At 67.5% G+C, this 18,585-nt stretch carries 17 protein-coding genes; 14 read left to right on the top strand and 3 right to left on the bottom strand.

What is annotated here, in order from left to right:
* Positions 1-54 precede the first annotated feature (54 nt).
* Genes OOZ48_RS14315 through purF form a run of 3 tightly spaced genes read left to right on the top strand, consistent with a single transcriptional unit; the run spans position 55 to position 2,855 of the window.
* Positions 55-852 carry an SPOR domain-containing protein gene (locus OOZ48_RS14315; protein WP_269499469.1) on the top strand — a complete coding sequence of 266 codons (798 nt, stop codon included), beginning with the start codon at positions 55-57 and terminating at the stop codon, positions 850-852.
* Entirely contained in the window at positions 849-1,337 is a 489-nt protein-coding gene (locus OOZ48_RS14310; protein ID WP_269499468.1) for a CvpA family protein, read from the top strand. The genes OOZ48_RS14315 and OOZ48_RS14310 overlap by 4 nt, the downstream gene beginning before the upstream one ends.
* Before the next feature lie 15 nt (positions 1,338-1,352).
* Positions 1,353-2,855 (top strand): amidophosphoribosyltransferase, encoded by a 1,503-nt coding sequence (gene purF, locus OOZ48_RS14305; protein WP_269499466.1) that lies wholly within the window; start codon positions 1,353-1,355, stop codon positions 2,853-2,855.
* Between the two features lie 18 nt (positions 2,856-2,873).
* On the opposite strand, the gene OOZ48_RS14300 is transcribed toward purF, so the two are convergent.
* Genes OOZ48_RS14300 through map form a run of 3 tightly spaced genes read right to left on the bottom strand, consistent with a single transcriptional unit; the run spans position 2,874 to position 6,833 of the window.
* Entirely contained in the window at positions 2,874-3,365 is a 492-nt protein-coding gene (locus OOZ48_RS14300; RefSeq protein ID WP_442867593.1) for a disulfide bond formation protein B, read from the bottom strand.
* A gap of 31 nt (positions 3,366-3,396) precedes the next feature.
* On the bottom strand, positions 3,397-6,021 hold the full coding sequence (locus OOZ48_RS14295) for a [protein-PII] uridylyltransferase (protein ID WP_269499464.1): 2,625 nt from the start codon (positions 6,019-6,021) through the stop codon (positions 3,397-3,399).
* On the bottom strand, positions 6,018-6,833 hold the full coding sequence (gene map / locus OOZ48_RS14290) for a type I methionyl aminopeptidase (RefSeq protein ID WP_269499462.1): 816 nt from the start codon (positions 6,831-6,833) through the stop codon (positions 6,018-6,020). The genes OOZ48_RS14295 and map overlap by 4 nt, the downstream gene beginning before the upstream one ends.
* A gap of 259 nt (positions 6,834-7,092) precedes the next feature.
* Between map and rpsB the strand changes: the two genes are divergently transcribed.
* The 11 genes from rpsB to lpxD all read left to right on the top strand — a co-directional run bounded on the left by rpsB (position 7,093) and on the right by lpxD (position 18,565).
* Entirely contained in the window at positions 7,093-7,845 is a 753-nt protein-coding gene (gene rpsB / locus OOZ48_RS14285) for a 30S ribosomal protein S2 (protein ID WP_269499460.1), read from the top strand.
* Positions 7,846-7,863: 18 nt separating this feature from the next.
* The gene (gene tsf / locus OOZ48_RS14280) at positions 7,864-8,739 is read left to right on the top strand and encodes a translation elongation factor Ts (RefSeq protein ID WP_269499459.1); all 876 of its coding nucleotides are present in this window, start codon (positions 7,864-7,866) and stop codon (positions 8,737-8,739) included.
* A 157-nt stretch (positions 8,740-8,896) separates the two neighbouring features.
* Positions 8,897-9,613, top strand: coding sequence for a UMP kinase (pyrH, locus tag OOZ48_RS14275; RefSeq protein WP_269499457.1), 717 nt, complete (start codon positions 8,897-8,899; stop codon positions 9,611-9,613).
* Positions 9,614-9,622: 9 nt separating this feature from the next.
* A complete protein-coding gene (gene frr, locus OOZ48_RS14270; RefSeq protein ID WP_269499455.1) occupies positions 9,623-10,183 on the top strand; it encodes a ribosome recycling factor in 561 nt (186 codons plus the stop codon).
* Between the two features lie 26 nt (positions 10,184-10,209).
* Positions 10,210-10,974, top strand: a complete 765-nt coding sequence (uppS, locus tag OOZ48_RS14265; RefSeq protein ID WP_269499454.1) for a polyprenyl diphosphate synthase — start codon at positions 10,210-10,212, stop codon at positions 10,972-10,974.
* A 24-nt stretch (positions 10,975-10,998) separates the two neighbouring features.
* Positions 10,999-11,847, top strand: a complete 849-nt coding sequence (locus tag OOZ48_RS14260) for a phosphatidate cytidylyltransferase (RefSeq protein ID WP_269499450.1) — start codon at positions 10,999-11,001, stop codon at positions 11,845-11,847.
* A gap of 2 nt (positions 11,848-11,849) precedes the next feature.
* Entirely contained in the window at positions 11,850-13,058 is a 1,209-nt protein-coding gene (locus OOZ48_RS14255; RefSeq protein WP_269499447.1) for a 1-deoxy-D-xylulose-5-phosphate reductoisomerase, read from the top strand.
* A gap of 10 nt (positions 13,059-13,068) precedes the next feature.
* The gene (gene rseP, locus OOZ48_RS14250) at positions 13,069-14,406 is read left to right on the top strand and encodes an RIP metalloprotease RseP (RefSeq protein ID WP_269499446.1); all 1,338 of its coding nucleotides are present in this window, start codon (positions 13,069-13,071) and stop codon (positions 14,404-14,406) included.
* 71 nt (positions 14,407-14,477) lie between these two features.
* A complete protein-coding gene (bamA, locus tag OOZ48_RS14245) occupies positions 14,478-16,835 on the top strand; it encodes an outer membrane protein assembly factor BamA (RefSeq protein WP_269499444.1) in 2,358 nt (785 codons plus the stop codon).
* A 62-nt stretch (positions 16,836-16,897) separates the two neighbouring features.
* Positions 16,898-17,449, top strand: a complete 552-nt coding sequence (locus OOZ48_RS14240; protein WP_269499442.1) for an OmpH family outer membrane protein — start codon at positions 16,898-16,900, stop codon at positions 17,447-17,449.
* Between the two features lie 6 nt (positions 17,450-17,455).
* Entirely contained in the window at positions 17,456-18,565 is a 1,110-nt protein-coding gene (lpxD, locus tag OOZ48_RS14235) for a UDP-3-O-(3-hydroxymyristoyl)glucosamine N-acyltransferase (RefSeq protein WP_269499440.1), read from the top strand.
* The last annotated feature ends 20 nt before the right edge of the window (positions 18,566-18,585 follow it).

Raw genomic sequence — 18,585 nt, 5'->3', positions numbered from 1 at the left:
CGTGGATCGAACAAACAGGCACTGAGCCGCCCGCTCCAGACGGGTTTCAGCGCGATGTTTTTTCGGAAAGCCCCGGATTCAGCCTCCGAGCGACGGACTTCGGGCCGTGGCGCAAGCTCCAGCGAAGCCCAGCTCAAGGAATTGCGCAACAAGGCCAGACGCCGCCTGATCGGCGCCTTGGCGCTGGTGCTGGCGGCGGTCATCATCGTCCCGCCGCTGTTCGACGCGCCGCCGCCCGAGCCGCGCGAGCCCATCGTCGTTCCGGCAACCTCCTCGGGCCTGGTCAGCGCCGGCGACGCGGATCCGGCCCTCGATGCCGCCGCGCTGCCGGCGCCGCCCCAGGTCGCCCCCGAGGCGCCGGCGGACCAGGCCGCGCCACCGCCCGCCGACACCAGCCCGCAGGCCGCCGGCGCGGGCGATACGCCCGCCGCGCCGCCGCCCGCTGAACCGGCGCCCGCCGCGCAGCCCCCGCGTGCCGAGCCCGAGACCCCCGCGCCCGCGGCGCAGCCCAAGCCCGATCCCACCCCCAAGCGCACGGACGATGGTTCGGTCGCGCTGGCCCTGCTGGCCGGCAAGATGCCCGACAACGATGCCGCGGCCCCACAGCCCAAGGCGCAGGGCAGTTTCATCCTGCAGGTGGCGGCCTATACGACCGAGCAGGATGCGCGCCAGCGCCGCGACAGCCTCGTGGAATCCGGCGTGACCAACGCCTATGTAGAGCGGGGCCAGTCCGGCGACAAGACCGTCTACCGGCTGCGCGTGGGCCCGTTCCCGACCCGCGAGGCGGCCCAGGCCGCCCAGACGCGGCTGCGGGCGCTGGGCTACCAGAACGGCTTGATCTCCGGCAAGTGACCAGCTTCGACTACATTGTCCTCGCCGTCCTGGTGCTGTCGGCGCTGATCGGCCTGATGCGCGGCTTCGTGCGCGAGGTCCTGTCCCTGGTCGCCTACGTCGTCGCTTTCGTGTCGGCGATCTGGTGGGGGCCGGGGCTGTCGAACTGGCTGGTGCAATACATCGAAAACGGCTTGCTGCGCACGATCACCGCCTACGGGGCGATGTTCCTGATCGTGCTCATGCTCATCGGCCTGCTGAACATGGCCCTGGGGGCCCTGCTGGACCGCACCGGCCTGACGCCGGCGGACCATGGCCTGGGCGCGGCCTTCGGCACCATCCGCGGCGTGGTCATCGTCCTTGCGCTGGTGGGCCTGGCGGGATACACCGAATTGCCGCGCGAGCCCTGGTGGCAGGACGCGCGGACGTCGGGGGCCGCGGTGCGCGGCTTCCAGCAAATCAAATCGCTGCTGCCGCCGTCGCTGGCGCAATGGCTACCCTACTGAGGCGGGATACGGATCATGTGCGGAATCGTGGGCGTGATGGGGCAAAGCCCCGTCAATCAACTGATCTACGACAGCCTGCTGCTGCTGCAGCATCGCGGCCAGGACGCGGCGGGCATCGCCACCGCCCATGACCAGTTCTTCAGCATGCACAAGGCGCACGGCCTGGTGCGCGACGTCTTTCGCACACGCAACATGCGTTCTTTGCCCGGCAACAGCGGCCTGGGCCAGGTGCGCTATCCGACGGCCGGCTCCAGCGCCAGCGTCGACGAGGCCCAGCCTTTCTACGTGAACGCGCCGTTCGGCATCACCTTCGTGCACAACGGCAACCTGACCAACTGGCGTGAACTGCGCGAGGCGCTGTTCAAGCACGACCGGCGGCACATCAATACCAATTCCGACTCCGAGGTGCTGCTCAATGTCTTTGCGCACGAGTTGCAGCAAGCCTCCAACGGCGTGACTCTGGACGAGCATGCCGCCTTCGAGGCGGTGCGGGCGGTGCATCGCCGGGCCAAGGGCGCCTATGCGGTGATCGCCCACATCTCCAGCTTCGGCATGGTGGCGTTTCGCGATCCCCACGGCATCCGCCCGCTGTGCCTGGGGCGCCACGACACCGACGCGGGCACAGAATGGATGCTGACCTCCGAATCGGTGGCGATCACCGGCTGCGGCTTCAACCTGGTGCGCGACGTCGCGCCGGGCGAAGCCATCGTGATCACCGAGGACGGCCGGGTCAGCAGCCGCGCCTGTGCCGAGGACGGCCGCGAACACACGCCCTGCGTATTCGAGTACGTGTATTTCGCCAGGCCCGACTCGGTGATGGACGGCGTATCGATCTACGACGCCCGGCTGCACATGGGCGAATACCTGGCCGACAACGTGGCCAAGTCCCTGCGCCTGGGCGACATCGACGTGGTCATGCCGATCCCCGATTCGTCACGGCCCTCTGCGATGCAGTTGGCCGCCCGGCTGAACCTCTGCTATCGCGAGGGCTTCATCAAGAACCGCTACGTGGGCCGCACCTTCATCATGCCGGGCCAGGCCGTGCGCAAGAAATCCGTGCGCCAGAAGCTCAGCGCCATCGACCTCGAGTTCCGTGGCAAGAACGTCCTCCTGGTCGACGATTCCATCGTGCGCGGGACCACCAGCCGCGAAATCGTCGACATGGCGCGCGCGGCGGGGGCGCACAAGGTGTTCTTTGCCTCGGCGGCCCCGGCGGTGCGCTATCCCAACGTCTACGGCATCGACATGCCGACCCAGTCGGAACTGATCGCGACGGGACGCGACACCGGGCAGGTCGCGCGCGAGATCGGCGCCGACGGCCTGGTCTACCAGGCGCTGAGCGACCTGGAGCAGGCCCTGCGGGACCTGAACCCGGCCATGCAGCGGTTCGAGTCCTCGTGCTTCAACGGGGAATATGTCACCGGCGACATCGATGCCGCCTACCTCCAGCGCCTCAGCCTCAGCCGCGGCATGCCGGCGTGCTCCGGCGCCATGGCCGCCGAGGGCGAGGACGGCTGATCCCCGCGGGGCGATCCTTCAGCCGCGGCGCGCGCGGCGCAAGGCCCACGCCGCCAGCGCCAGGCACACGGCGAACAAGGCCAGCGCCCATAGCGCGTACTCGATGCCCAGCACGCTCACGCGCGCGTCCATGCAGGTCGCATAGATGCCGAACAGCCAGGGCAGGGCGGCGTCCAGCCCGCTGCCGGCGATGAACTTGTCGGCAAAGGTCTGGTCGCAGGAAAACAGGTGGGCGGCGACCGTGTATTGATACCAGGCGGCTGCGATCCCGCAGGCCGACAGGATCGCCGCGAGCGCCGCGCCCAGGGCATGGATGCGCGCCGAGCGCCAGCCCGCCGTGGCCAGCCCGCAGACCGCCGCCACGGCCAGCAGAATCAGGCGCTGCAGCACGCACCAGGCGCAGGGCTGCATGTCGAACACGTATTGCGAGACCAGGGCGACGCCGACGCCCGCCAGGCACAGCAGCGCGATGCCGCGCAGGATGGATTCCGAGGATGGGTTCTTCATCATGAATGAGAAAGCGAGGGCGGATGAGGGGTGACTATACCGCAGGCACGGTGCCCGGCGCGGCGGGATCGCGCGCATCGGCCAAGGCCCCGCCGCCCAGGACGCTCAGGACGTCCTGTTCGAACCGCATCTGTCCCCGCGGATGATCCAGGGCCGGACCCTCGAGGATGAAGATGTCCTCGACCCGGTCCCCCAGCGTCATGATCTTGGCCATCTTGAGGTCGATGCCATGCCGCACGAAGACCTGCGCCAGATCGTGCAGCAGGCCCACCCGGTCGGCCGTGGTCACCAGCAGGCGCCAACTGCGGTGGTTGTCGTCCGCCTGCAAGGTGATGCTGGGCATGATGGGGAAGGCGCGCGAGCGCCGCGATCCCGGCCGCGGGGCCTGGCGCGCGGTGCGTGGCGTGCCGTTTCCGGCCAGTTCGTCGCGCAATTCGTGCTCGACCAGCGTGGCGTGGGAACGGTAGTCCTTTTCATGGTCGGGCAGCAGCACGATGAAACTGTCCAGCGCCCAGCCCTTGCGGGTGGTATGGATGCGCGCATCCTGCACGCTGAGGCCGTGGGCATCGAAATACGCGCAGATCGTCACGAACAGATCGTCGCGATCCGGGGCATGGGCGAGGATCTGCAAGGCCTCGTTCTGGCCCACGACGCGGGCCTTCACCACCGGATCGGCTTCGTCGCGGCGATGGTACAGGTGCCGCGTATGCCAGGCGATCTCGTGGGCGTCGTGGCGCAGGAAATAGGCCACGTCCAACTGGGACCAGAAGGCCTCGCGGCTGTCGTCGCGCAGCCCCATGCGGCGGATCTCCGCCGCCGCCGCCTCCTTGCGCTGGGTGAGGATGGTGTGCGTGTCGGGGCGCTCGCCGCCCAGGGCCGCGAGGGTCTGATGGTACAGGTCCTCGAGCAGCTTGCCCTTCCAGGCGTTCCAGACCTTGGGGCTGGTGCCGCGGATGTCGGCGACGGTCAGCAGGTACAGGGCCGCCAGGGTGCGCTGCGAGCCTACGCGGATGGCGAAATCGTGGATCACCTGGGGATCGCTCAGGTCGCGCTTCTGGGCCACTTGCGACATGGTCAGGTGTTCGCGCACCAGGAACTCGAGCAGGTTCGTGTCTTCGGCGCCCAGGCTGTGGGCCACGGCGAATTTGCGGACCTCGACCGCGCCCAGGGCGGAATGGTCGCCGCCGCGGCCCTTGGCGATGTCGTGGAACAGGGCGGCGATGTACAGCAGCCAATGCCGGTCCAGGTCGGCGATCAGTTGACTGGCCAGGGGGTACTCCTGCGCATGTTCCGGCATGGTGAAGCGGCGCAGGTTGCGCACGACCATGAGGATGTGCTGGTCCACCGTGTAGACGTGGAACAGGTCGTGCTGCATCTGGCCGACGATGCGCCTGAACGCGGGCAGGTAGCGCGGCAGGATGTTGAGCATCGTCATGTCGCGCAGGGCGTGGACGATGCCGCGGGGCTGCTTGAGGATCTGGATGAACTGGTGGCGGTTGACGGGATTGTCGCGGAACTGCTTGTCGATCAGGCGCCGCGCATGCCAGATGGCCCGCAGCAGGCTGGCGGACATCCCGTGCAATTCGGGGTGCTCCTGCATCACGAGGAAGACGCGCAGCAGCAGGGCGGGGTTGCGCTCGAAGCCGTCCTCGCGCACCAGGCACAGCCGCTGGCGGCGGACGCAGAAGTGGTCGTCTATCGGTTCGGCGGCGCTGGGCGGCTGGGGAAAGATCGTTTCCTCCAGGCTTTGCATCAGCAGCCGGTTCATTTGGCAGACCACGCGCGCGGCCCAGTAATAGCGCTGCATCAGCAATTCGCTGGCCAGGCGGTTGGCCTGGGGGGCGAAGCCATAGACTTTTGCCAGCCGGGGCTGCAGGTCGAAGAGCAGGCGATCCTCGCGCCGGCCCGTCAGCAGGTGCAATTCGATCCGCAGCCGCTTGAAGGCGAGCTCGGCGCGGCGCAATGCCCGGAACTCGGTGGCGGTCAGCAGATCGGTGCGCGCGACTTGGGGCCAGCTCGATCCCAGGCCGGCGGCGCGCGCCAGCCACAGCAGCACCTGCAAATCGCGCAGGCCGCCCGGGGACTCCTTGCAGTTGGGCTCGAGGGCGTAGGGCGTGTCCTGGTGGCGCGCGTGGCGCTGATGCATCTCGGCACGCTTGGCCAGGAAGAACGCCTGGGGGTCCAGGTCCTCGCGCATCCGCTCCTGCAGGTGGCCGAACAGCGTCTTGCTGCCGGTGAGCCGGCGCGCCTCCAGCAGCGAGGTGCGGACGGTGATGTCGCCCGCCGCCTCGTTGCGGCATTCCTCGATGGTGCGCACGCTGTGGCCCGGCTCGAGGCCGACGTCCCACATGGCGGCGATGAGCGCCTCGATCCGGCTGCGCTCGGACGCATCGGGCGCGCGTTCCAGCAGGATCAGGACGTCGATGTCGGAATGCGGGTAGAGTTCGCCGCGCCCGTAGCCGCCGACGGCGGCCAGGGCCGCGCCTTCGGGGATCGGAAACAGCAGGATCAGCTCGCCCAGGAGCTCGTCGGCGATGCGCCGCAGCGCGGTCAGCAGGGTTTCGGCGCGCAAATGCCTGCGGTAGGCCGCCACGGCTTGCGCGCGCAGCTCGGCGTGGCGGGCGCGCAGGGCGCCCAGCCCCGCGTGCCCCGGGTTCATGCGGGCTGGGCCGCTTTGGCGAATGCGGGAGGTTGCGGCATGCCCGGCGACACGGTGAGAACCTCGTGGCCCGTATCGGTCACGAGGATGCTGTGCTCCCACTGGGCCGAGAGGCTGTGATCGCGGGTGACGACGGTCCAGCCGTCGGCCAGCGTGCGGATCTCGCGCCGGCCGGCGTTGATCATGGGCTCGATGGTAAAGATCATGCCCGGTTCCAGGCGCACGCCGGTGCCGGGCTTGCCGTAATGCAGGACCTGGGGGTCCTGGTGGAACTTGCGCCCCACGCCGTGGCCGCAGTATTCGCGCACGACCGAGAATCCCGCGCCCTCGGCATGCCGCTGGATGGCATGGCCGATGTCGCCCAGCGTCGCGCCCGGGCGGACCTGCTGGATGCCCAGCCACATGCATTCGTAGGTGGTGTCGATCAGCCGCCGCGCCAGGATGGAGGGCTCGCCTACGCAATACATGCGGCTGGTGTCGCCGAACCATCCGTCCTTGATGACGGTGACGTCGATGTTCATGATGTCGCCGTTCTTGAGGACCTTGTCGCCCGGGATGCCGTGGCAGATGACGTGGTTGACCGACGTGCAGATCGAACCCGGGAAGGGCGGGTAGCCGGGCGGGGCGTAGCCGACCGTGGCGGACTCGACCTGCAGTTCCTGGCTGATGTAGTCCAGGCACAGGCGGTCCAGCTCGCCCGTCGTCACGCCGGCGCGCACGTGCGGCGCGAGGTAATCGAGTACGCTGGCCGCCGCCTGGCAGGCGGCGCGCATCTGGTCGAGTTCGGCGGTGTCGGTGATGAGTTGGCTCATGGAAACTTGCTGTGCTTATGGAATAAATAGTAGAATTATAGGCTTACTTCGAATTTGCCCAGATTCATCCGGATTCGGTTTGCCGAATGGTTGACGAATATCTGCCCAATCGGTTTGACGGATATCTGCCCAATTCGAAGAATCGCGTGCATGGCCTTCCAGGGTGCCCGGCGCATGAAAGAGAACCGAAGAGAACCGTCTTTTTCATGTTAGTCCCGGATACTGGCCATGTACAGGACCCAACCCTCAGGAGAACCTCATGTCCCTCATGCGTGAAATGCTGGAAGCCGGTGTGCACTTTGGCCACCAGACCCGTTACTGGAACCCGCGGATGGCCCAGTACATCTTTGGCCAGCGCAACAAGATCCACATCGTCAACCTGGAAAAGACCGTCGAAAAATACATCGAGGCCAGCCAGTTTGCCCGTCAGCTCGCGGCCCGCGGCGGCAGCATCCTGTTTGTCGGCACCAAGCGCGCGGCGCGCGAACTCGTGGCCGCCGAGGCTCAGCGCTGCGGCATGCCCTACGTCGACAACCGCTGGCTGGGCGGCATGATGACCAACTTCAAGACGGTCAAGACCTCGATCAAGCGCCTCAAGGACATGGAGGCTCAGCAGGCCGAAGGTGCGACCGAGCACATGACCAAGAAGGAAGCCCTCATGTTCGAGCGCGAGCTCGACAAGCTCAACAAGTCGATCGGCGGCATCAAGGACATGAACACCCTGCCCGACGCCTTGTTCGTCATCGACGTGGGCTATCACAAGATCGCCGTGGCCGAGGCGCGCACCCTGGGGATTCCGGTGGTCGGCGTGGTCGACACCAACCACTCGCCCGAGGGCATCGACCATGTGATCCCGGGCAACGACGACTCCGCCAAGGCGATCGCGCTGTACGCCCGCGGCATGGCCGACGCCGTGCTGGCCGGCCGCGAACAGAGCATCAACGGCCTGGTCGAGGAGCTCGCCGAGGGCGAGGAATTCGTCGAAGTCGAGCAGGACCAGGATCAGGAATAAGCAATCGGGAGAATCACAATGGCACAAATCACTGCATCGATGGTCAAGGAACTACGCGAAAAGACCGATGCTCCCATGATGGAATGCAAAAAGGCCTTGATCGAGGCCGAGGGCGACTTGGCGCGCGCCGAGGAACTGCTGCGCGTCAAGCTCGGCAGCAAGGCCAGCAAGGCCGCCAGCCGCGTGACCGCCGAAGGCCTGATCGGCTTGCACATCGCCGTCGGCGCCAAGGTCGGCGCCGTGGTCGAGGTCAATTGCGAAACCGATTTCGTCGCCAAGAACGAGGACTTCATCGGCTTCGTGAACCAGGTCGCGGTACTCGCGGCCGAACGTGCGCCGGCCGACCTCGAGGCCCTGAACGCGCTGCCGATGGGCGAGGGCACGGTCGAGACCACGCGCTCGGCGCTGGTGGGCAAGATCGGCGAGAACATCTCCGTGCGCCGCTTCCAGCGCTTCGAGACCAATGACGTGCTGTCGAGCTACGTGCATGGCGGCAAGATCGGCGTGATGGTCGATTTCGCGGGCGCCGAGGACACCGGCAAGGATCTGGCGATGCACATCGCCGCCACCAAGCCCCGTGCGCTGGACGCCGGCGGCGTGTCTCCCGAGGACATCGCCACCGAGCGTTCCGTCGCTCAGCAAAAGGCAGCCGAGTCCGGCAAGCCCGCCGAGATCGTCACCAAGATGGTCGAGGGCGCAGTCCAGAAATACCTCAAGGAGGTCACGCTGTTGTCGCAGCCCTTCGTCAAGAACGACAAGCAGTCCGTCGAGCAGATGCTCAAGGAAAAAGGTGCGCGCATCAATCGCTACGCCCTGTTCGTGGTCGGCGAGGGCATCGAAAAGAAATCATCCGATTTCGCCGCCGAGGTGGCCGCCGCCGTCAGCGGTTCCTGATCCGCATCAATTTCGGGTACGATGGCATCGCGCTGCCCGCGCGATGCCATTCCACGTTCGTCACCCAGCCCCGCGCGCCTGCGCCGCGGCGGCGAATCGGCGGGGCGCGGCACTGACGGGCACATCCTTTCGATCCATTTTTCCGGGAATCAGGTCCATGTCGAATCCGGCCTATCGGCGCGTGCTGCTCAAGCTATCTGGCGAAGCCCTGATGGGCAGCGACGCCTACGGCATCAACCGCGCCACCATCCTGCGCATGACCGAGGAGATCCACGGCATCGTCTCGCTGGGCGTGCAGCTCGCGGTGGTGATCGGCGGAGGCAACATCTTTCGCGGCGTGGCGCCCGGTGCGCAGGGCATGGACCGGGCGACGGCGGACTACATGGGCATGCTGGCGACCGTGATGAACGGCCTGGCCTTGCAGGATGCGCTCAAGAATCACGGCGTCGAGACGCGGGTGCAGTCGGCCTTGAACATCGACCAGGTGGTCGAGCGCTACATCCGGCCCAAGGCGCTGCGCTATCTCGAAGAAGGCAAGGTCGTGGTGTTCGCGGCCGGCACCGGCAACCCGTTCTTCACCACCGACACGGCGGCCGCGTTGCGCGGCGCCGAGATCGGCGCCGAAGTCGTCCTGAAGGCCACCAAGGTCGACGGCATCTACAGCGCCGATCCCAACAAGGACCCCAACGCCACGCGCTACTCGAGCATCAGCTTCGACGAGGCGATCGTCCGGCGCCTCGAGGTCATGGACGCCACGGCGTTCGCGCTGTGCCGCGACCAGAAACTGCCCATCAGGGTTTTTTCGATCAATAAACCGGGAGCCCTGCGGCGCGTCGTCTGCGGCGAGGACGAAGGTACCCTGGTCCAGGTGTAAGGAGTCATCATGAGCACATCCGAAATCCGCAGTTCCGCCGACGCACGCATGGCCAAGTCCATCGAGTCGCTCAAGGCGGGCCTGTCCAAGATCCGCACCGGACGCGCCCACGCGGGCATTCTCGATCACGTGATGGTCGAGTACTACGGCTCGCCGGTGCCCGTGAGCCAGGTCGCGAACGTGAACCTGGTCGATGCGCGTACCCTCAGCGTCCAGGTCTGGGAAAAGACCATGGCCGGGCCCGTCGAAAAGGCGATCCGCGAATCGGACCTGGGGCTCAACCCGATCGCCATGGGCGACAACATCCGCGTGCCGATGCCCGCGCTCACCGAGGAGCGTCGCCGCGACCTCACCAAGGTCGTGCGCGGCGAGGGCGAGGATGCCAAGGTGGCCATACGCAATCTGCGCCGCGAGGCCAACGACGCCCTCAAGAAGCTCGTCAAGGACAAGGACATCTCCGAGGACGACGAGCGCCGCAGCCAGGACGAGGTGCAGAAGCTCACCGATCGTTATGTCGCCGAGGTCGACAAGCTCGTCAGCCAGAAAGAAGCCGAGATCATGACCGTCTGAGGCGGGCTCGATCCAGGCCACCGGCCATGAAGACATCCTCGACCAGTTCCACCCAGGCCATTCCGCAGACCGGGGACGCGCCCGTCCACGTGGCCATCATCATGGACGGCAATGGCCGCTGGGCCAAGCAGCGCATGATGCCGCGCACCGCGGGCCATGTGCGCGGCGTGCAGGCGGTGCGGCGCACGGTCGAGGCTTGCGGCCATCGCGGGGTGCGCTACCTTACGCTGTTCGCCTTCAGCTCCGAGAACTGGCGGCGTCCCCAGCAAGAAGTCTCGCTGCTCATGCGGCTGTTCGTGCAGGCTCTGGAGAAAGAGGTCGACAAACTGATCGAGCAGGGCGTGCGCCTGCGCGTGGTCGGCGACCTGGGGGCCTTCGACAGCCACCTGCGCGGACTCATCCACGAGGCCGAACGCCGCACCGAGCACTTGTCGGCATTGACCCTCACCATCGCGGCAAACTACGGCGGGCGCTGGGACGTCCTGCAGGCCATGCGGCGGCTGCTGGCCGCGCATCCCGAACTGGCCGGCCGGCCCGACGAACTCGACGAATCGGCGCTGGATCCCTACCTGGCGATGGCCTACGCTCCCGAACCCGACCTGTTCATCCGGACCGGCGGCGAACAACGGATCTCGAACTTCCTGATCTGGCAACTGGCCTATACTGAGCTGTACTTCACCCGGACGTACTGGCCGGACTTCGGCGCCGCCGAACTCGACGAGGCCTTCGAATGGTACCGGGGCCGCGAGCGCCGGTTCGGGCGCACCAGCGAACAGCTCAAGGCGCATTAGCGTCGACCGACCCTAGGGAACGGCATGCTCGGACAGCGTATCCTCACCGCGATCGTTCTGCTGCTCATCGTGGCGGGCGCGCTCGCCGCGCCCAGCCCCTGGCCGGTCCTGCTTCTGCTGGCCGCGGCCGCGGGCTGCGCACTGTGGGAATGGATCCGGCTGGTCCTGAGCTCGGCATGGCCAAGACGGCTGGTGCCGCTGCTGGGCGTCCTGCTGATGCTGGGGCTGTCGGCGTCGTGGCTGCAGGCCGGCCCCGGGCAGGCGCCTGCCTGGACGGCGTGGTTCCAGCGCGGCCTGGTGCCCCTGGCCGTGCTGTTCTGGGCGCTGCCGGCGCCCGCCATGGTGCTGCGCGTCCAGCCGCTGTCGTTCTTCGGTCCGCGGGTCCTCGCGGGCTGCGCCGTGCTCGCGCTGCTGGCGGTCTGGTATGCGCTGGCGCGGATCTATCTCGAATTCGGCGCCCAGTGCCTGGTGAGCCTGCTGGCACTCATCTGGTGCGCCGACATCGCGGCGTACTTTACCGGCCGCGCCCTCGGGCGCCGCAAGCTCGCGCCGCGCGTCAGCCCCGGCAAGACCTGGGAAGGCGCCGCGGGGGGCGTCGCGGCGGCGACCGCATGGCTGGTCGCCACCGCCTGGTGGTGGCCCCAGAGCTATGGCGCGCGCCTGCTCGAGACCGGTTCCACGGCCTGGGTGATCGCCGCGGGCATCCTGCTGGCGGCCTGGTCGATCATCGGCGACCTGTTCGAGTCCCTGCTCAAGCGGCGCGCCGGGGTCAAGGACTCCAGCCGCCTGCTGCCGGGGCACGGTGGGGTGTATGACCGGATCGACGCCGTCCTGCCCGTGGCGCCCGCCGCCTTGCTGCTCCTGGCATTCTGATCATGCACGCCACGCATCGCCTCTGCATCCTGGGTTCGACCGGCTCGATCGGCGTCAGCACGCTGGACGTCGTTGCGCGCCACCCGGACCGCTTCCAGGTTCATGCGCTCAGCGCCCACAGCCGCATCGAAGCCCTGGCCGAACAGGCCTGCCGGACCGGCGCGCGTGTCGTGGTCGTGCCGGACGACGCCGCGCGCGCACGCTTCATGGCGGCCTGGCCGGCGGGCCGGCCGCCACCCGAACTGCGCCAGGGGCCGCAGGCGCTGGCCGATACGGCGGCCGACCCCGAGGTCACGGCCGTCATGGCGGCCATCGTGGGCGCCGCCGGCCTGCCCGGCGCGCTGGCGGCGGCCCGCGCCGGCAAGCGCGTGCTGCTGGCCAACAAGGAAGCCCTGGTGGCCGCTGGGAGCCTGTTCATGCGGGCCGTGCGCGAGGCCGGCGCCGAACTGCTGCCCATCGACAGCGAGCACAACGCGATTTTCCAGTGCCTCCCGCGCGGCACGGGGCATGCGCACGCGCCCGCCCAGCCGGCGGCCGGCGTGCGGCGGCTGCTGCTGACCGCCTCGGGCGGCCCGTTTCGCTGCGTGGCGCTGGACCAGCTCGAGCAGGTCACGCCCGAGCAGGCCTGCGCCCATCCGAATTGGCGCATGGGCCGCAAGATCTCCGTCGACTCGGCCACCATGCTCAACAAAGGCCTGGAGGTCATCGAGGCGCACTGGCTGTTTTCCATGCCCCTGGACCGCATCCAGGTGGTGATCCATCCGCAAAGCGTCGTCCATTCCATGGTCGAGTACGAGGACGGCTCCATCCTGGCGCAGCTCGGCCAGCCCGACATGCGCACGCCCATTGCCTACGGCCTGGGCTTCCCCGAGCGCATCGACAGCGGCGTCGGCCTGCTCGAGCTCTCGCGGCTCGGGCGCCTGGATTTCGAGGAGCCCGACCTGCGGCGCTTCCCCTGCCTGCGCTTGTCGCTCGACGCCCTGGGCAGCGGCCAGGCCGCCTGCATCGCCCTGAACGCGGCCAACGAGATCGCGGTGGACGGCTTCCTCAACGGCCGCATCCGCTATACGCAGATTCCCCACATCATCGAGCGCTGCCTGGACGATTCGGCCGCCCGGGCCGGCTCCGACCCGGGCACGCTGGACGACATCCTCGCGCTGGACGCCCGCACGCGGCGCGTGGCCGCGGATCTGTGCCACGCCGCGGATTGAGGGGCGCCCCATGGTGCTGACCCTGCTCGCCTTTGCCTTCGCCCTGGGCCTGCTCGTGACCTTCCACGAGTTCGGCCATTACTGGGTGGCACGACGCTGCGGGGTCCGGGTGCTGCGCTTTTCCGTGGGTTTCGGCCGGATCCTGTGGCAGCGCACCGACCGCCACGGCACGCAATGGGCCCTGTCGGCCATCCCCCTGGGCGGCTACGTCAAAATGCTCGACGAGCCGCCCGCCGGTGCGGACGAGGCCGCCAGCCGCGAGGCATTCAACCGCAAGAGCCTGGGCCAGCGCAGCGCCATCGTCCTGGCCGGCCCCCTCGCGAATCTGCTGCTGGCCATCTTGCTGTATGCCAGCCTGGGGCTGATGGGGACGCTCGAGCCCGCGGCCATCCTCTCGACGCCCGCCGCCGGCACGCCCGCGGCCCGGGCCGGCCTTGCCGGGGGGGACGAATTGCTGCGCGTCGACGGCGTGCCGGTGCGCTCATGGACCGATGCGCGCTGGCGTCTGCTGGATCCCTTGGTGCGCGGCGGCGACATCGCGCTGGACGTACGCCCGGCCGGCGGCGGTGCACCGCGTACGCTGCAGTTGCGCGTACGCGGCGGCGACGCCGCGCCGGACGGCCCGGATCCGCTCGCCGAGGCCGGCCTGGGGCTTGTCGAACCCCGGCCCATGCTGGGGGAGCTCATTCCCGGAGGCGCCGCCGAGGAGGCCGGACTGCGAGCGGGAGATCTGGTGGAGGCCATCGGCGGCGTCGAGCAGCCCAGCGTGTCGGCCATGGTCGACATCATCAGCGCCCATCCCGGCCAGGCCCTGCCGGTGCGCGTGCGCCGCGACGGCGCCGAGCTGTCGCTGTCGGTCACGCCGCGCATCCAGCCGGACGGGGAGGGCGCCCCCGTCGGCCGTATCGGCGTCCTGGTGCAGGGCGAGCGCCCCATGGTCGAGGCGCGCCTGGGGCTCCTGGACAGTCTGCGACAAGGGGTGGTGCGCACCGTGGACATGACCGGCTTCAGCCTGCGCATGATGGGACGCATGGTCCTGGGCGACGTGTCTCTCCGGAACATCAGCGGGCCGGTGACGATCGCGGACTACGCGGGCCAGACCGCGCGCCAGGGCCTGGAGCCCTATATCGGGTTCCTGGCCCTGATCAGCATCAGCATCGGCGTGCTGAACCTCCTGCCCATCCCCATGCTAGACGGCGGGCATCTGCTGTTCTACCTGATCGAGGCGATCCGTGGGCGGGCAGTGCCCGACCGAATGCGCGAGGCCGGCCAGCGCGTGGGCGTCGCACTGCTGTTCGGGCTGATGTCCCTGGCCTTTTTCAACGATCTGGTTCGCCTTTTCAGTTAGCGCCGTTGTGTCTTACAATCCCGCATCGCTTGCGCGTTGTCCCTTTCACGGCTGACCAAGGATTCACCAGGATGTCGTCTCGCCCGCAGTCCCGTCTCGCAAAACGCATTTTGCCGCTCGTCCTGGCCGCGCTGATGACCCCGGCCGTCGCCGCCGCCTTCACGCCTTTCGTGGTGCGGGACATCCAGGTCAAGGGCATCGAACGCGTCGATCCAGGCACGATTTTCACGTACCTGCCCGTCAAGATCGGCCAGACCTTCACCGAGGACCAGGCGGGCGAGGCCATCCAGAAACTCTACGGCACGGGCTTCTTCAACGACGTCAAGATCGACGCGCAGGGCGACGTGCTGGTCGTCACCGTCGAGGAACGCCCCACGATCGCGTCCATCAGCTTCAACGGGATGCGCGAATTCGATGCCAAGGCGCTGACCAAATCACTCTCGCAGGTCGGCTTCGGCCAGGGCCGGATCTTCGACCAGGCCATGCTCGAGCGCGCGGTCTTCGAACTCAAGCAGCAATATCTGTCCAAGGGCAAGTACGGCGTCGAGGTCAGCCCGATCATCACGCCGCTGCCGCGCAACCGCGTGGGCGTCGCCTTCGACATCTTCGAAGGCGACGTGGCAAAGATCGCCCGCATCGACTTCATCGGCAACAAGGCGTTTTCATCGAGTACGCTGGCCGACCAGATGGAGCTCACCACGTCGGGCATGATGACCTGGTACACCGGCACCGACAAATACTCGCGCGAGAAACTCGAGGGCGACGTCGAGCGCATCCGGTCGTACTACCTGGACCGCGGCTACCTGGAATTCGCCATCGAGCCGCCCCAGGTCAGCATCTCGCCCGACCGGCGCGAGATCTACATCACCATGACCGTCCACGAGGGCGACCCCTATACCCTCGGGCCCGTCCAGCTGGCGGGCGACCTGCTGGGCCTGGACGACAAGCTCCAACCCTTGGTGACCATCAAGGAAGGCGAGGTGTTCTCCGCCGAAAAGACCAACGCCGTGGCCAAGTCGATCACCGACTATCTGGGCGGTCTCGGATATGCCTTTGCCAACGCCAACCCGAACCCGGAGCTCGACCGCGAAAACCACGTCGCCAAGCTGACCTTCTACGTCGACCCGGGCCGCCGGGTCTATGTGCGCCGGATCCAGATCGGCGGCAACACGCGCACGCGCGACGAAGTGGTGCGCCGCGAGATGCGCCAGCAGGAGGCCGCCTGGTACGATGCCGGCAGCATCAAGACCTCGCGCGACCGCATCGATCGGCTGGGCTATTTCAACGAGGTCAACATCGACACCGCGCCGGTGCCGGGTTCCCCGGACCAGGTGGACGTCAACGTCGACGTCAAGGAAAAGCCCACCGGCATGATCAACCTCGGCGTGGGCTACGGCTCGACCGAAAAGCTCATGCTGTCGGCCGGCATCAGCCAGGATAATGTCTTTGGCAGCGGCAATTCGCTGTCCTTGCAGGTCAACACCAGCAAATCCAATCGCGCGGCCGTGATCAGCCACACGAACCCGTACTGGACGCAGGACGGCATCAGCAAGACCACGTCCCTCTACTATCGCCGCATTACGCCGTACGACGTCTCGGATACCGACTCCCTCGGTTGGTACAAGATCGAATCCATGGGGCTGGGCTTGAATTTCGGCGTGCCGATTTCCGAGGTCGACCGGATCTTCGCCGGCCTCACCTTCGAGCGCAATTCGCTCCGGGACATCCGCCGCACCGGCGACAATCCCGCGCCGCAGGCCTACCAGAACTTCGTCGACGAGTACGGCGAGACCACCAATGCCGGGATCTTCACCGTGGGCTGGTCCAAGGACACCCGCGACAGCGCGCTGGCACCCCACAAGGGCGGCTACACGCGCCTGTCGGCCGATTTCTCGACGATGGACCTGCAGTACTACAAGCTCTCGGGGCAGCAGCAATACTACTGGCCGCTGGGCCGGTCCTACACCTTCGCGGTGAACGGCCAGGTCGACTGGGCCAGGGCCTACGGCGGCAAGACCTTCCCGGTGATCAAAAACATGTATGCCGGCGGCATCGGCTCGGTGCGGGGCTACGAGGGCGCATCCCTGGGCCCGCGCGACACCCTCACCGACACCTTCCTGGGCGGCTCGCGGCGCATGTACGCCAATGTCCAGCTCTATCTGCCGTTCCCGGGCGCCTCCCGCGACAGGACCCTGCGCTGGTTCATGTTCACGGACATCGGCCAGATCGCGAACACCGACGGATCCGAGTGCGCCCGCGGCATCGGCGGCAGTGTCGAGGACCCCTGCGGCTGGAAGTACTCCGCGGGCCTGGGCCTGTCCTGGGAATCGCCGTTGGGTCCCCTGCAACTGTCGATCGCCCGGCCGCTGAACGCGAAGGAAGGCGATCGGAAACAGGTGTTTCAATTCCAGATCGGCACCGGTTTCTGATTCGCGCCGTTTGATGGCACAATAACTATTTCGCATCGCATTCTTTGCAAGGTAGACCCTTCATGTTCCTTTCAGGTTTGAGTTTTTCAGGATTGATCGGGCAGGCCGTACGCGGCCACCGGACGCTGGCCATTGCCGCTGTGCTGGGGATGGGGGCCTTGTTCGTCGCGCCGTCGTATGCGCAAGGCACCAAGATCGGCTTTGTCAGCACCGAGCGCATTCTGCGCGATTCCAAGCCGGCCAAGGCCGCGCAGGCCAAGATCGAATCCGAGTTCAAGCGTCGCGACGAGGAATTGCAGAAACTCGCCAACAACCTGCGCGCCCAGGCTCAAAAGCTCGACAAGGACGCGCCGGTCCTCTCCGAGAGCGAGCGCATCAAGCGCCAGCGCCAACTCGCCGACCTGGATTCCGACCTGCAGCGCAAGCGCCGCGAGTTCCAAGAGGACTTCAACCGCCGCCGCAACGAGGAATTCTCCGCCATCGTCGAAAAAGCCGATGCCGCCATCAAGACGATCGCCGAGCAACAGAATTACGACCTGATCATCCAGGACGCCGTCACCGTCAGCCCTCGCGTGGACATCACCGACCAGGTCATCCAGGCGCTGGGCGGCTGATTTGCGATGCCGGTATTGCTCGCGCCGGATCAGGCGCCGGACTTGCCTGAACTCCTCGGTGCGGCCAATACTGTAGGCCTGGACTGGTCGCTGGCCGGCCCGGGCGACGGGCGCGGCATCCGGATCGCCGGCATCGGATCCCTGTCCGCCGCCGGTGCCCAGGAAATCAGCTTTCTCTCCAACCCCAAACTGGCCGGCCGGCTGGCCGCCTCGCGGGCGGCCGCCGTGATCCTGCGCCCGCAGGACTGGGAAGCCTTCCGGGCGGATGAGGGCGGTGCGGCGCCTGGCTGGACCGCGGTCCTGTGCAGCCAGCCCTACCTGCTGTATGCCTTGCTGGCCCAATGGTTCGACCAGCGGCGCATGGCGGGCCTGCCGACGGGCGTGCACCCCTCGGCCGTGATCGCCGTGGATGCGGAGATCGCGCCGGGGGTCCATATCGGGCCGCTCACCGTCATCGATGCAGGCGTGCGCGTCGGCGCCGGCACGCGCATCGGTGCGGGCTGCGTGATCGGCGCGGGCAGCACCATCGGCCGCGACGCCATTCTGCACGCCCGCGTGACCCTTTACCATGGGGTGCGCATCGGCGACCGCGCCATTCTGCATTCGGGGGTCGTCCTCGGGGCCGACGGATTCGGATTCGCGCCTGATCCCAGCAAGGACACCGGCGCCTGGTCCAAGATCGCGCAGCTGGGCGGCGTGCTGCTGGGCGACGACGTCGAGATCGGCGCCAACACCACGGTGGATCGCGGCGCCATCGAGGACACGGTCCTGGGCAACGGCGTCAAGCTCGATAATCAGATCATGATCGGCCATAATTGCCTCATCGGCGACCACACCGCCATGGCCGCCTGCGTGGGTGTCGCCGGGTCGACCACGATGGGCAAGCGCTGCATCATCGGCGGCGCCGCGATGTTCGCGGGGCACTTGACACTGGGCGACGACGTGCACATCTCGGGCGGCACCGCCGTCACCGGTGACATTCTCCAGCCGGGCCGATACACCGGGGTCTTTCCCGCTGCCGGGCATGCCGACTGGCAGCGCAACGCGGCGGTCATCGGGCAGCTCGCGCAATTGCGCAAGCGACTGCGGGCCATCGAGCGCCAAGGGCAGGGCTGATTCCTCTGCGGGACGTCGAT

Source organism: Castellaniella sp. S9, assembly GCF_027257175.1.
In the GTDB taxonomy this organism is placed as follows: Bacteria; Pseudomonadota; Gammaproteobacteria; order Burkholderiales; family Burkholderiaceae_B; genus Castellaniella.
Note: the sequence above shows the minus strand (reverse complement) of the source record. Positions and strands in the feature narration are given on the sequence as shown.

Excerpts from the sequence above, each read along its gene's own strand:
- rseP (WP_269499446.1), top strand. The coding sequence starts at position 13,069 with ATGGTGCTGACCCTGCTCGCCTTTGCCTTCGCCCTGGGCCTGCTCGTG.
- pyrH (WP_269499457.1), top strand. The coding sequence starts at position 8,897 with ATGTCGAATCCGGCCTATCGGCGCGTGCTGCTCAAGCTATCTGGCGAA.
- OOZ48_RS14315 (WP_269499469.1), top strand. The coding sequence starts at position 55 with ATGTTTTTTCGGAAAGCCCCGGATTCAGCCTCCGAGCGACGGACTTCG.
- tsf (WP_269499459.1), top strand. The coding sequence starts at position 7,864 with ATGGCACAAATCACTGCATCGATGGTCAAGGAACTACGCGAAAAGACC.
- uppS (WP_269499454.1), top strand. The coding sequence starts at position 10,210 with ATGAAGACATCCTCGACCAGTTCCACCCAGGCCATTCCGCAGACCGGG.
- bamA (WP_269499444.1), top strand. The coding sequence starts at position 14,478 with ATGTCGTCTCGCCCGCAGTCCCGTCTCGCAAAACGCATTTTGCCGCTC.
- frr (WP_269499455.1), top strand. The coding sequence starts at position 9,623 with ATGAGCACATCCGAAATCCGCAGTTCCGCCGACGCACGCATGGCCAAG.
- OOZ48_RS14295 (WP_269499464.1), bottom strand. The coding sequence starts at position 6,021 with ATGAACCCGGGGCACGCGGGGCTGGGCGCCCTGCGCGCCCGCCACGCC.
- OOZ48_RS14260 (WP_269499450.1), top strand. The coding sequence starts at position 10,999 with ATGCTCGGACAGCGTATCCTCACCGCGATCGTTCTGCTGCTCATCGTG.
- purF (WP_269499466.1), top strand. The coding sequence starts at position 1,353 with ATGTGCGGAATCGTGGGCGTGATGGGGCAAAGCCCCGTCAATCAACTG.
- rpsB (WP_269499460.1), top strand. The coding sequence starts at position 7,093 with ATGTCCCTCATGCGTGAAATGCTGGAAGCCGGTGTGCACTTTGGCCAC.
- OOZ48_RS14240 (WP_269499442.1), top strand. The coding sequence starts at position 16,898 with ATGTTCCTTTCAGGTTTGAGTTTTTCAGGATTGATCGGGCAGGCCGTA.
- OOZ48_RS14255 (WP_269499447.1), top strand. The coding sequence starts at position 11,850 with ATGCACGCCACGCATCGCCTCTGCATCCTGGGTTCGACCGGCTCGATC.
- lpxD (WP_269499440.1), top strand. The coding sequence starts at position 17,456 with ATGCCGGTATTGCTCGCGCCGGATCAGGCGCCGGACTTGCCTGAACTC.
- map (WP_269499462.1), bottom strand. The coding sequence starts at position 6,833 with ATGAGCCAACTCATCACCGACACCGCCGAACTCGACCAGATGCGCGCC.
- OOZ48_RS14300 (WP_442867593.1), bottom strand. The coding sequence starts at position 3,365 with ATGATGAAGAACCCATCCTCGGAATCCATCCTGCGCGGCATCGCGCTG.